This is a genomic window from Thalassoglobus neptunius, from assembly GCF_007859735.1.
Classification (GTDB): domain Bacteria; phylum Planctomycetota; class Planctomycetia; order Planctomycetales; family Planctomycetaceae; genus Thalassoglobus; species Thalassoglobus neptunius.
In genome coordinates this window covers 1,135,709-1,148,470 of record NZ_SIHI01000001.1, presented here as the reverse complement: position 1 = coordinate 1,148,470, position 12,762 = coordinate 1,135,709, and the positions used below count along the sequence as shown (strand labels likewise).

Genomic DNA, 12,762 nt, shown 5'->3' with positions numbered 1-12,762 from the left:
ATTAGTCGAAAGATTTGGAAGTGACTGCTTGCTCTTCATGGTGTTCAACCTCATGCAAGAAAGACCTCCACATTGTGACGAATCGAGACGCCGGCTGCGAGTCCACTGCCTGATTCGCTCCGCCTTCTGTCGCTTCGGAGTCATCCGATTGCTGCCACATTGGAACGAAGAGAGCGTCGTGTTCCCGCAGTTGACCTTCCAGATTGGCCACGCTGATCTCCACGTTTCGCGGATCGCCCCACTCGTCCAGAAACTCAGAAAGCCGCGGCAGGAGAAAGAGCGGAATAACGCCCGCAATCGCCGTGTCATTCAAAAACTGCGCGAGCGAAGACTTGAAGATATCGCTCTGACGCACGTCCATCACTTCTTCGGGTGAAAGGACCGTCACCGTAATATCGATCGATTGCCGCCAGAATTGCGTATGAAACCGGGTGAGCGACTCTCTCGAATTCCCGCCGGGACTGGTGGCGTCAATGAAGATGTCTCGAGATCGCCGTCTTCTCCGACGAATGTCGGAAGAAATCATCCCAGCAAGAGAAACAGGCTGAGTTGCAATGGGAAAACTCTCTCCGAGGCAAAGCCAATTCAATTCCGCATCACGGTTTAAGCGATGGCGGAATTTCTCAATCGCCGCTGACGACGCAACTGAGGCTGATTCCGTTTCCACCGGATCAACGAACGCAACATCCTCGTCGCTGGAGTGGCCTGATGATTGACCATAAAGCGAGGCAATCAAACGTCTTCGCCGCGAAGAATAACGCGAGACAGCATATTCACGACGAGACACAATACAGTCCTTCTTCGACTCGATCAGCTTGCCCGCGAATCTCTGCTTGAGGGTCTCATTACGTCAATTGTGACGAATACTCACGGACTTTGAATGCCCCCATTAACCCCATCAAACAGCTCTCAGTCAAGAAAAACACTCCGCAAGAACGTCATTTTTCACGTTCTTACGGAGTGGGACGAAAACGTTTGCCCAGGATCGCCACTTCAACGCGATTCTCGAAAAGAAACCGCTGAAAACTTGTTGGACGATCCCGTCAAACGAGGGAGTTAACGCACCTCGAGTTTCGTACGCTGTGCTGGACCGCACTTGGGAAGCTTGACGTGGATCATTCCATCTTTCAGTTCGGCCTCAATTCCGGAACGATCAATCTCGTCCGAAAGCTGGAACGTTCGGCTGTATCGACGATCGACCGGTTGACCAGCAAGTGGTTGATAGCCCTCAGGAATCTGGAATCGGGCGGTCGCTTCGATGGTCAGAACATTCTTCTCAATTGTCACGTCGAGGTCGTCATGCGTCACGCCTGGCACACCAACTGACATTGCGAAGTGATCGTTGTATTCCACGATGTCAGTCGCTGGCTTCACGTTCACGACAGGATATTTCCTCTCGGTGCTGGAAGCTTCATTCGTCGAGTTTTCCGTGACATGGTCGTTTTTTTGGATTTCGGTTGAAGTGCCCATAGATGAGTCTCCTTATTCTGAAACAGAGTCTGTTCGTAAAGTTCGAGTGTCGTACTCCTGGATCTGAACCGGGATCATTTGACCGTCAATTTGACGGGTGAGTCTTCCGCATTTTTACGGACCGTCGCTCTGAGAACGCCGTTGGCCAACGTCACTTCAGAGTTCTCCGCATCGATCCGGAACGGGAAATGAAACTCCATCGGTTGATCGAGAGAACCCTGTTCCCGGACTTTCCATTGTCCACCCTCGCCGAGGCTCGGTTCCGCCTTCTTGACATGAAGTGAGAGTCGATTCTTTTCGACTTCCACATCCAGCTCGGAACTTTGGACACCGGGAAGATCGAATTCGACCACGACCGACGTGTCGGCAACCGCAACTCGCGGCCCCATCACCTGTGAGGTCGATGCAGCGTGCATTCGCAAGAGTTCATTCCAATCAAATGAGTTGCGAAACATTTCATGGAGTCGATTGGCAGTAAGCATTTGTTATCCTCCGATCACAAAAATGGTCGAAATGGCACTTGTCATCAATTTGTCAGCGTTGTGCTGTTCGATGCGTCAGAAAAGCAAACCACGTGCCAGAATACCACAACAACAACTCAAGACGATACTATCCAATCACTTACAACAACAAATACACATTGAGACATTGCGAGGCACTCCGCAACACTGCCATTACGGCACCAACCACACTCGCTGCAACAAGGCCATATTGGCACCACTTGTAAATAGAGAAGCTGGGCAGGGGCCACCTGTTGTACGACTCTTGCGTTCCGGCCGGGCCTTCCGCTCGAAATCCCGCAGCACAACTTGAGTGGTCATGGGGAACAAAACCCTTCGAGTCGATGAAAGGGATATTCGAAGGCAGGATGCCACAGAGGATTGCGTTTATCCGCGAGCTCCCCTTCTAAATTCGACGAGAGAGTTAGCGGCAGGATGACCGCAAAATTTGCAGGTTCCGGTTCATTGGATGACCGTCGGCGTCGACGTCTTGCTCAGACGTCGTCAGAGGTTGCCCCTCCACCTTCACAGCGATCTCAAACCTCACCACCTTCAGAGAGATTGAAACGGCAGTCGAAAGACCTTCCGACAACCAAATCGGATGTCGTCGCTGACGAAAGCATCGTCCCTGCTTCCCTGTGGAAGCTCATTGCTTTCGGTCTGGTTGGCCTGCTCGCGTTTCTGTTCCTGGTCGGTGTGAGTCTCGCCGAGACAGAACTTCTCGGCCTCGCCCAACTGATTTGCCCACCGCATGGTTCCGGGTTTCAGTTTTTCAGCGTCATTTTCTTGACCCTGAGTGCCCAACTTTCGTGGTTGATTTTCTGGTATCGCTCCCGAAGCCGAAAAGACTTCAGCGGACGATACCGCATCTGGGGTTGGGCAGCTTCATTCTGGGCAATCAATTGTCTGTCGATTGCATTGAAACTCCATCGCCCGATTGCGGTCCTGCTCTTTGAGCAATGGCCAATCTATTGCTGGCAGGCAGAAACCTGGTACTGGTTTGTTCCGTTTTCGGTCGGCGCATTGACGCTTCACCAAATGCTTGCACGTGAAATGCGGTGGTCTCCACAAAGCCGATGGATGTGGCGATTGACCCTGGCTGTCGGGATTGCGGGCGGATCACTGACGATCGGAATGAATCGCTTCATCCCCGTTGAACTTCGCGATGTCGCACTCGATGGAACGGTCGCCCTCTGGCACTACCTGATTACGATGACCCTCTTGCTGCACGTCCGCTTTGTCGTTCACGTCACCAATGAGGCAGCTCCGTCAGGAAAGTCCGCTCTTCAGAAGGTGAAAGATCGCGTCTTCGAGAAGACTGCTCCATTGCGAGCCTGGTGGCTGAAGCGTCAGGAACGACGCCAACAACTCCGAAGCGAGAAGAACGCCAAGCGACTCGTGGAAAAGGAAAAACGCGACGAACTGAAGAAGCAGAAACTCGCTGAGAGAAACGAAGCTGCCGAGAAGCTGAAACGTGAGAAGCAGGAAAAGAAAGCGGCTCTCAATCAGGCAAAGCAGGCAGAACGCGATCAGAAGAAAGAAGACGCCAAGCGTCAAAAGGAACTCGCCGCCGAGGAAGCGAAGAAGAAACGCCTCGAACGCGACCAAGCCAAGGCAGCCCAAAAAACCGCAGCCCAAAATCAGCGAAAGACATCCAAGACCGTTCAGGCGGAAGCGTCCGCAGCTGAAAAGAACGTCAAAGAGGAACTGCCGTCCGCTGAATCCAAGACAAACGCGAAACCGACCGAGCGTGCGAAACCAAGTCCCAAGCCAGCTCCTGCCAAAAGCTCGAGCCGGAAGAAGCCTCGTGTTCTCGGTAAGGTTGCCCGCACCGATCAGGCGGAGTCAATTCCCAAGGCTCACATCCAACCGGCCGAAGCGAACACCGACATCGACTTCCTGGACGACGAAGACGTTGACCTGAGTAAGCTCAGCAAGAGCGAACGAAGACGTCTCAGAAAGCTCCAGAAGCGGCGTGCACGCGAGAGAGCATCTTAGAGTTCTCACAATGACGCCAAGCCTCACATGGCCACGCTCCGCAATTGTGTGAGCGATATCGGATCAAGTGAAGGTTGGAGCAAGTGAGGGCATCGGGAGAATCTCGCAGCCACGAGGCCCCGCAAGTCATGTCTCGAGTTGACTGACGATCCGCGCATAGAATCGGCAGCCTTCTGAAGTCCAGAAGGCTGCCGATTCAATCAATGCGATTCAAATGCTTAGTTGCAGCAAGGATTGCATGCACCTGCAGCACCTGGACCATACCCAGCACCTGGAGCACATCCTGAAGCTGGTGCCTGAACTTGAATGGTTTTTGGAACCATTCGACAGACTTGGACCTGAATCTCTTTTTCAACCTGAACTGGAACACAAACGTTGTAAGTTTGTGTCTTTTCTTCAGTCACGGTGTCGTAAACAGTCACGTTGTACTCTTCGGTTCGTTCTTTCTGAACGCGTTCGAAGTAGTTGACTTCGCGAGTCTTTTCGACAGGGACTTGCTTGCAGGTTGTGACAGTACGAGTACGTGTTTCAGGAACCATGATTGTGTTCTGAACAGTGTACTCTTCTTCGCGAGGAACAATCTTGCTGACTTTCACTGTGCGAGTGCGTTCTTCTGGCTTACAGACTGTCACGTTGTAAGTGTACTCTTCCTGACGAGGAACAGCTTTGCTGACAGTGTAAGTGCGAGTTCGCTCTTCTGGACGCTGAAGGCACACGGTGTAGGTGTACTCTTCTTCGCGTGTCACTGGCTTCTTGACAGTGTAAGTCCGTGTGCGTTCTTCTGCTTCACAAACAGTGACGTTGTAGGTGTACTCTTCGTCACGTGGAACAGCTTTGCAGACGGTGTAAGTGCGAGTTCGCTCTTCTGGGCGGTGAAGAGTCACGTTGTAAGTGTACTCTTCGGTGCGAGTGACTGGCTTGCAGACAGTGACAGTGCGTGTGCGCTGCTCTGGCTGACAGACAGACACGTTGTAGGTGTACTCTTCAGTACGAGTGACAGGCTTCCGCTGAACGACGGTTCGTGTTCGCTGTTCTGGCTTGCAGACAGTCACTTGGTACTCGTAAGGCTCTTGTCGGCACACCTGCTTGCACACGGTGTAAGGAACTTCTTCACAAGTCACCTGTGGAACCCATTTGCAAACGCATCGTGTGCAAGCTGGGTTGCAAGGATCTGCGACCTGTTCGGTCACCCATGATCCGGAACTTCGTGAAACTGTTCGAGTCAGTTGCTCTTGAACAGTGTCCCAGACGTTCCGCATGCCAGTCCGAGTTTCGGTGTGTGGAACCATGACGGTGTAAGTCTGATCGACGGATTCGTCGACGTAGTCAACAACCTGTCGTGTTCCAGTCCGAGTTTCGGTATGAGGAACCATCACTGTGTAAGCAACTTCCTTCTCTTCGTTCACCATGTCGACGACTTGTCGAGTGCCGGTTCGCTGTTCAGTGTAAGGAACCATCACTGTGTAAGTCTGAGTCGCTTCTTCGTTGACGTAGTCCACAACGCGACGGGTTCCGGTACGCTGTTCGGTGCGTGGAACCATGACGGTGTAGGTTTGAGTTACTTCTTCATCGACGTAGTCGACAACTTTACGAGTTCCGGTTCGCTCTTCAGTGTAAGGAACCATCACTGTGTAAGTCTGGGTCTTTTCTTCTTCGACCATGTCAGTGACTGTACGAGTTCCGGTTCGCACTTCTGTTTGCGGAACCATCACTGTGTAGGTCTCTTCTTTGTCTTCCCAGACCTGGTCGTGGACAGTGCGAGTCTTGACGACTTCTTCTGTCTGAGGAACGTGCACGGTGTACTCGACTTCTTTCTGCTCTTCAGCAGTTTCGTACACGGTGTACGTTTCGGTGCGAGTTCGTGGTTCGTTCTCGTAGTAGACCACTGTTCGTGAACGAGTTTCGGTGCGAGGAACCTGCTTGTTGACAGTGTAGGTTCGCTCACGCTGCTCTTGATGGTACTCGGTCACGGTGACGGTACGAGTTTCAGTTGTCATCTCAGGGACCATGACAGTCCGTTCGATGTACTGAGGCTGTGGTACCGGAGTCGCTCCTCCTTGACTGCCGCCAACAACTGCATCACATGGGCCACCTGCTGTGGCACATGGACCGCCAACTGTGCCACATGGGCCTCCTGCTGAAGTTCCGCAAGCTGCTGTTGTCGCACATGCGGTGGTTGCCGCACATGGTGCCGGACAAGAGCGCCGTCGGTGTTTCCCGCAAGCCCCTGCGTCGACATCAGCAACAAAGATTGCCATTGCCAAAGCTGGCAATAACATGGCTAGATGTTTCATTCGAAATCCTCCCCCCGTATTCTTCAAAAAATGTTGAGTGTGAAATGTGGATGTGCAGATCCACAGCAGTCAAAACCTGATGGTCATCGCAAATAGCGAAGTACGTACGAATAGATATATTAGACAAGATACGCAGCGGTGAACCTTTTGCAAGAAAGTCTGGGAGGTTTTCAGAAATGCTGCAGACGAGGGAACTTCTGATGATTGTTCTGATCAAATTGATACTCCCGGCGATCCTAGCAAGTACCGGGTTCTTAACATCCATGCCGATTTTGGCGGACGATGGAGTCGTAGCTGTTGATCCGCCTGAGCCATTCATCGTGCACGCGGAGTCCGCTGCGGTGATGCACGGGAGCGAACGCGTGAATACCGTGGCTCTGGGAACTCTGTTCGATGCAACTCTGCAACGCGGTCCGTGGAGATATTCCAAGGCGATCAACGGCTGGGTTCATACCCGAGATTTGGTGCCGCTCGAAGGAGCTGTCGCGGAATTCACCTCGCGGATCGAAGAAAAACCAACTGCCGAGAGCTATCACTTACGGGGAATTGCTTATATGGCCGGTGAGGACTGGGGCAGGGCGGTCAACGATCTGGAGGAAGCCTATGACCTTGGAGAGAGTTCCGCTTCACTTCACTTGAACCTCGGGCATTCCCTGATCGGGCTGGGATTGCAGGAGAAAGCCCTCGCAGAGTTCTCCTCTGTCCTGAAATCCTATCCGGACGAGGTCGTGGCACTCCTCGCACGAGGAAACTTGTTCCTCGATCTCGAAAACTTCTCCGCAGCCATTCGAGATTTCGAAAAGGTCATTTCGCTCCAAGAGAATAACGCCGAAGCGTATAATGGAAAAGGAGTTGCGCTGAGTCTTCAGAATCAGTATGACGAAGCGGTCACTGCTTTCAATGGAGCGATCACCGCCGATCCGCACTTTCTGGAAGCGATTCTGAACCGGGCGTACGCACTCAAGTCGGTGCAGCAATTTGATCTGGCTCAGAAGGACTACGAACTCGCTTTGACCGTCGATCAAGAGTCGCCAGCTGCTCAAAACGACTTCGCCTGGATGCTCGCCACTTGCCCCGACTCCGAATTCCGAAAACCGAAACGGGCGATTGAACTCGCACTTTCCGCCAACCGCTCCACGGAGTACCGAGATCCGGGATTCATTGACACTCTCGCAGCTGCGTATGCAGCGGATGGTCAATTCGAGAAAGCCATTCAGACCTGCCAAACCGCGATTGAGCTGATGGAAGACGAAGAAGAACTCGAAGAGCTGAAAACGCGCATTCAAAGCTATCGCGAGAGTCAGCCTTACATCGAATCTTTGGAAGAACCTGCCCCTCCGGAAGATTCCGAAGAAGCTGTTGATTCCTCCTCACCTGAGTGAGAGGCAACACTCATATCTTCCAGAGTTTCGCCATTTCGCCACTTTTCGGCCTGTCTGCGACATCCGTCAATCTCGGAACTCACCACGGAGAGAAACTCTTCCTGTCGATCTTTCTGACTCAGCTGAGCCACCCGCTCAGCTGGGATCGGTTTTCCGAAGACGACACGCACACGCGTCGGGCGAATCCAAAACGAGTTCTTCGGCATCGCCTCGAAGGCTCCAGAGATTCCGACGGGAACGATTGGAACTCCGCCGCGACGAGCAATAGAGATAAAACCGGGTTTGATGTTTCCCAATTGACTGTCGAGAGTCCGGGTTCCCTCGGGAAAGAGCCCAACATAGAAGCCGTGCTGGACGCGCGCGATCGACTTGCGAAGGCTTTCCGTTCCCGCTGATTCTCGTCGAATCGACATCACGTACGTGTTGCGGAGAATCCAACCGACGACAGGGACCTTGAACAAGTTGTCTCGCGCGAGAAAACTGACCGGGCGTCGGAGCGGAAGCCCGACCAGCAGTGGGTCGAGAAAACTTTGATGATTGACCAGGAAGAGCGCTCCCCCTTTCGGGAGATGCTCGATGCCTTTGGCCCTGTATCCGAACCAGATCGCAAACAGGAATTGAAGAGCGACTTGGATTGTCCGCCAGCACAGGTTGCGATCGAGCGGATCGGGTAACTCCTCGGAATCACTCATCGAATCGTTGGACCACCAATCATGCTCACGCGTGGATGATGTCCGGGAGTTTCGGTCACGGAGACCATCCGGATCATCGATTCTCCGCCGGCGTTCGACTCAACGACAAACTGGCTGAACCGGCTTCCATCCGGCAAAGCCCGAACCATCGACAGATCCTGAACTGAGATCGCAAGCTTCATGTCGTAGAAGTCTTCGACCTGACGAGTCGCCAGATCGGCGATGTATTTCGCTTCTTCATGTCCGCCAACGGTCGTCACAGCCCGGAGGTTCTCCAAGCGACGAGTCGCTGCTGCGACAGCTCGAACGCATTCCAGTTCAGGAAACCGATTGGCCAGCACGCCAACAGCATGACAGCGGATCTCTCGGTATTCCTCGCCAATTCGGAGACGAATGACCGTGTCGCCAGCATGCGGAATTTGTGCTTTCAAGCCGGATCGTGCTTCGGCCAGACTGATCTGACTCTCCAACTGGGACGTTTCCACGGACTTCAATCCGTCGAGATTCACGAGTCCGTGAATCAATTCCTGAAGCTGATCCTGACTGAGCTGAGAACGTTCCGGTCCCTCTGGCGACATAATTTGCAGTCGCCCGTCACCGAGGACAACAACTTCCGGATGCGAAGGAGCGCTGTCGCCGAGGTACCAAAGTTCCACAAGCGGACGATTTCCGGGATCGTTCCCGAGAACGACTGCCTGGGTCAGCGCAAGAATGCTCAAAATTTTTAAAGTCATCAGATGGCGAGACATGATTCTCGTCCTTCATTGAAGATCAACAGAATCCGCTATCGTTAATCTATCGACGCTTGAATGGGCGGGAGGTTACCCCATCCTCTCTGGTCGTCACAATCCGAATTCAGTGCTTCTTCAAAACCTGATCATTTGTTCCAGTGAGCGTCAAAAATCCCTGTCTCCACTACAGTTTCGTCAAAACTCCCATCTTCCTTTTCGGAAAACTTGACGACCGCGTAATCGCCGATTTTCGGGAACAGCCACGAATTCGATGCTTTGAAGTCTTTAGTTCGCATTGTCATCCCGGAGTTGAGGACGACGTACTTCCGCGGGTTGAGCGGGTTGGGATAAACAAGAACGAACGCGTGATCTCGAGTGGAGTAGGTCTTTCCGTCGAACGTGAACTGATCGCGGCTCCATTGAACCGGCAGATTCTCATGGATTCGACCGAGGATTTCGTTGGAACCGGGATCTCCGAAGAGCACGAGATTGTTCTTGCGGATCAGTTCTTCGGTGACCGATTGATCATCCACTCGCTGGGGAACCGCTCGCATCCACTTGTCGAACTCACCTGAGAATCGGTCGAGCACCCAGCTTGAGTAGTCAGAGAGTTCACCGCTCCACGGACTTCCGGAACCGGTCACACAGACGAACCCTCCCATAAAGGCGTCATCGACCGGTCCTTGAAGGTTGTGGCGTTTGTGCTGATTCGGATTGCCTTCGAACGAGATCGCATCGTCGTAGTCGAGAATCTGCCACTGCTGGCTGTCCTCATCTTGAACGAAATAGAGATCGGTCAAATTCGGATCGAGGTCCGCAGCCAGGTCGAACTCTGTGTCATCGATCACCACCGAGTCGGCGATGTCCCGTCGAATCGAGAATGCCGCCACGTTCTCCGTTTCGAGTCGCAGTGCTCCCGAATCATCGACCTCGGACGTGACACTCGTTCGTTCGAACGGAGATTGCTGTTCGTGAATCGTGAGCCACTCGCACTGATTGTACTTGAGTGTATAGGTGACGAACTGGAATTCCTTCTTGCCGGGCACTCGATTTCGCCCCTCTGAGTTGTGTTGCTTGAGGAACTCCATGAACGCTTCTTTGCTGGCATCGTCAAACTTGTGCCCCATGTTCGGGCCAACGAGGACCGTCAGCGGAACACCAGCCTCTTCGGCAGCGGCTTTCATTGTCAGACTCGCGAGCAATTGCGAGTCGTTCTCTCCTCCGTAGGTGATCATCGGAACAATGCTTAAGTTTTCTGCGTAGTCGACAGCATCGTAAATCGTCAGAAGCTGATGCTGGATGTCGGGAAGCTGCTCGTCTCGTTTCTGATACTTGTAGAAGTCCACAAACCCGGCCCCTGCACCCGCGGAGACCCATCGCGAAGGATGATGAACAGCGAGATGCCAGGCACCCGCTCCGCCCATCGAGAACCCCCAAAGCGTGACGCGGGTCTCGTCGATCGGAAATCGGCGAATGACATCATCCATCGCTTCGAACACATCCGTCTCACCGGCCCAGCGATACGCGTTATTGGTCCGGCCGAAGACGTGTAACTCGATCCAGTCCTGATCTTCAGGAGCAGGTTTTCCGTCTTGAGACGCAATGAAGTGAGCTTCGGTCAGATTTCCGTTTCGGCCATGCAATACGACATGCAGAGGCCAACGGACTGTTCGATCGGGTTTGAACTGCACCGGAAGAATGACGATGTATGGCTGAACCGACTGATCGACTCTCGATCGATATCCCAGGGCATGAGCACCGGGAGTTTCCCACCAGCGATCGTTGGGATCGTTCAGCTGGTTGAGACGTTCCTGTCCGAGCTCAAGGGTTTTCTTCGCTGACTCAACGTATTGCGGCTTGTAGAACTCCTGATGCCGCAGAATCCATTCGACAGATTTGGCACAGACTTCAGCATCCACCCGCTTTTGAGGCGAAGCCTTTTGAAGTTCTGACTGAAGATTCTGGAGCAATTCCTGAAGAGTGTTCAATTCCTCCGGTGTTTGACCACTCGAACTGGAACTGCTCACAACGAATGCCATCAGGATTGCGAGTCCGGTGCGTAACATCTTCATCCGTTTCATCCGTCCCTCTTTTGCACATTGATCAGAAACTGAGATCAGATTGTGGCGGGAAGCTTGAAGGAGAGCAACAAAGCCCCGAGGAACGGGAATTTCCCGGACTGTCGTCTCGTCTCTGACGATCAACGATCACTCAGACATCAAACGACTCCCATGAATCGACGCGTCAACTTTCGTCATTCGATTCAATTCACCGTTCATCTCGACTACTATTCTCTGGTCGCATAACCACAATTGATGAGGTCACGATGGCACTCTTTGAACACCAGACGGAACTTTCCTGTTCACCAACCGGTCTATTCAGCTTTTTGACTTGCCCGGCCAACATTTCCAAAGTGAGCGACCCCAATCTTCAGTTCAAGTTTGTCGATGCTCCCGAGAAGCTTGAAGAAGGTGTGGAACTCGAATTTCAAATCGTTTCATTCGGGCAGGTTCATACCCTGAAACACAAGATCATCGAGTTTGAACATGGCTCGCATGTGGTCGAAGAACAACTCGAAGGCCCCATGAAATCGTGGCAGCACTCTCATCGATACGAATCGGCTGAGGGCGGATGTCTGAAAATTGATATCGTCGAGTTTGAACCACCCGGTGGACTGGTCGGCTTTTTCCTCACTGAAGACAAAGTCATCGACCAGTTGGAAAACGGATTCTTCTACCGGGAAGAACGACTTAAAGAACTCATTTCACAAGGCGCGATTGTATGACCACTCGCTTTCCGGGGTCCTCGCGGCGCTCCGGCTCTCCTCGTCGAAACGGAGGAACGTGGGTCGCATTGATCGCGTTGCTGCTCATCGCCGGAAGCCTGATCGGGATCACTTCGTTGATCATGCCACAAATCCTGGGCCTCGTGCTTGTGGTCGCAGGCTTTCTTTTTTTTATCGTCCTCCACTATTTCACATGGGGCCAGTGGTTGACCCGTTATTTGGAAGAGAACTCGCAAGAAGACGAATAGCAGTTCGACGAGGATATTACTTCTGTTGAACTTTTCTTGGTCATCTGAAGCTGTGCGTTGACCACCCATGAAGACTCCTTCCCACTTTCTGGTGACGGCCGCTATCGGTCGAATTCCCTGGCTGAAAGTGATTCCCTCCGCCATTCTGCTGGGCTCGATCGCTCCCGACTTGCCGCTGTACTTCCTGACGTTCGGTTCGTTTCTGTGGATGAGGAACGTCGTCGGGTGGGAGCCACGTCAGATTTTCCGAACGGTCTTCGATCAATGGTTCTTCGAGAACCCTTTCTGGATCGTGTTGCACAACCTTCTGCATGCACCGCTCATTCTGCTATCGGCTCTTGCCTGCATTGCGATTAAAAACCGGTCACTCTCCAAGCTCCAGACGAGCTGGTGGTTCTGGTTCTTTCTTTCGTGCCTGTTCCACTCGGTGATCGACATTTTCACGCACTATGACGATGGCCCGCTCATCTGGTTTCCATTCGACTGGTCGACTCGATTTTCGAGCCCGGTCAGCTACTGGGATTCCAGGCATTATGGGAGAGAGTTTTCTCAATTCGAGTTGTGGCTCGATCTCGCATTGATTCTTTTCCTGAGCGTCCTATTCTGGAAACAGTCGCGTCAGAAACAGACTGAAGTCATTGAGCAGAATGCGTAGCTCTCGT

At 52.7% G+C, this 12,762-nt stretch carries 12 protein-coding genes; 5 read left to right on the top strand and 7 right to left on the bottom strand.

Features of this window, described 5'->3' with window-relative positions:
* Nucleotide 1: 1 nt before the first annotated feature.
* The 3 genes from KOR42_RS04650 to KOR42_RS04640 form a co-directional block, all read right to left on the bottom strand.
* Nucleotides 2–787 carry a hypothetical protein gene (locus tag KOR42_RS04650; protein WP_146507436.1) on the bottom strand — a complete coding sequence of 262 codons (786 nt, stop codon included), beginning with the start codon at nucleotides 785–787 and terminating at the stop codon, nucleotides 2–4.
* Nucleotides 788–1,056: 269 nt separating this feature from the next.
* Nucleotides 1,057–1,470, bottom strand: a complete 414-nt coding sequence (locus KOR42_RS04645; protein ID WP_146507435.1) for an Hsp20/alpha crystallin family protein — start codon at nucleotides 1,468–1,470, stop codon at nucleotides 1,057–1,059.
* Nucleotides 1,471–1,544: 74 nt separating this feature from the next.
* Nucleotides 1,545–1,952, bottom strand: coding sequence for an Hsp20/alpha crystallin family protein (locus tag KOR42_RS04640; RefSeq protein WP_146507434.1), 408 nt, complete (start codon nucleotides 1,950–1,952; stop codon nucleotides 1,545–1,547).
* A gap of 453 nt (nucleotides 1,953–2,405) precedes the next feature.
* Between KOR42_RS04640 and KOR42_RS04635 the strand changes: the two genes are divergently transcribed.
* On the top strand, nucleotides 2,406–3,968 hold the full coding sequence (locus KOR42_RS04635) for a hypothetical protein (protein ID WP_146507433.1): 1,563 nt from the start codon (nucleotides 2,406–2,408) through the stop codon (nucleotides 3,966–3,968).
* Between the two features lie 218 nt (nucleotides 3,969–4,186).
* Here KOR42_RS04635 and KOR42_RS04630 read toward each other — a convergent pair whose 3' ends face one another.
* The gene (locus tag KOR42_RS04630; protein ID WP_231740644.1) at nucleotides 4,187–6,262 is read right to left on the bottom strand and encodes a hypothetical protein; all 2,076 of its coding nucleotides are present in this window, start codon (nucleotides 6,260–6,262) and stop codon (nucleotides 4,187–4,189) included.
* 200 nt (nucleotides 6,263–6,462) lie between these two features.
* Here KOR42_RS04630 and KOR42_RS04620 point away from each other — a divergent pair, with 200 nt between their 5' ends.
* Complete coding sequence (locus KOR42_RS04620) at nucleotides 6,463–7,644, top strand: tetratricopeptide repeat protein (RefSeq protein ID WP_197440862.1); 1,182 nt, start codon at nucleotides 6,463–6,465, stop codon at nucleotides 7,642–7,644.
* On the opposite strand, the gene KOR42_RS04615 is transcribed toward KOR42_RS04620, so the two are convergent.
* The 3 genes from KOR42_RS04615 to KOR42_RS04605 form a co-directional block, all read right to left on the bottom strand.
* The gene (locus KOR42_RS04615) at nucleotides 7,569–8,336 is read right to left on the bottom strand and encodes a lysophospholipid acyltransferase family protein (protein WP_146507429.1); all 768 of its coding nucleotides are present in this window, start codon (nucleotides 8,334–8,336) and stop codon (nucleotides 7,569–7,571) included. The two genes, KOR42_RS04620 and KOR42_RS04615, sit on opposite strands and share 76 nt — an antisense overlap.
* Nucleotides 8,333–9,085: a hypothetical protein gene (locus KOR42_RS04610; RefSeq protein ID WP_146507428.1), complete on the bottom strand. Its 753-nt coding sequence runs from the start codon at nucleotides 9,083–9,085 to the stop codon at nucleotides 8,333–8,335. Before KOR42_RS04610 ends, KOR42_RS04615 begins: the two co-directional genes overlap by 4 nt.
* Before the next feature lie 128 nt (nucleotides 9,086–9,213).
* Nucleotides 9,214–11,139, bottom strand: a complete 1,926-nt coding sequence (locus KOR42_RS04605; protein ID WP_197440861.1) for a prolyl oligopeptidase family serine peptidase — start codon at nucleotides 11,137–11,139, stop codon at nucleotides 9,214–9,216.
* A gap of 254 nt (nucleotides 11,140–11,393) precedes the next feature.
* Here KOR42_RS04605 and KOR42_RS04600 point away from each other — a divergent pair, with 254 nt between their 5' ends.
* The 3 genes from KOR42_RS04600 (at nucleotide 11,394) to KOR42_RS04590 (ending at nucleotide 12,755) form a co-directional block, all read left to right on the top strand.
* Entirely contained in the window at nucleotides 11,394–11,852 is a 459-nt protein-coding gene (locus KOR42_RS04600) for an SRPBCC family protein (protein WP_146507426.1), read from the top strand.
* Nucleotides 11,849–12,100, top strand: coding sequence for a hypothetical protein (locus KOR42_RS04595; RefSeq protein WP_146507425.1), 252 nt, complete (start codon nucleotides 11,849–11,851; stop codon nucleotides 12,098–12,100). The genes KOR42_RS04600 and KOR42_RS04595 overlap by 4 nt, the downstream gene beginning before the upstream one ends.
* A gap of 67 nt (nucleotides 12,101–12,167) precedes the next feature.
* Complete coding sequence (locus KOR42_RS04590; RefSeq protein WP_146507424.1) at nucleotides 12,168–12,755, top strand: metal-dependent hydrolase; 588 nt, start codon at nucleotides 12,168–12,170, stop codon at nucleotides 12,753–12,755.
* Nucleotides 12,756–12,762: the final 7 nt, after the last annotated feature.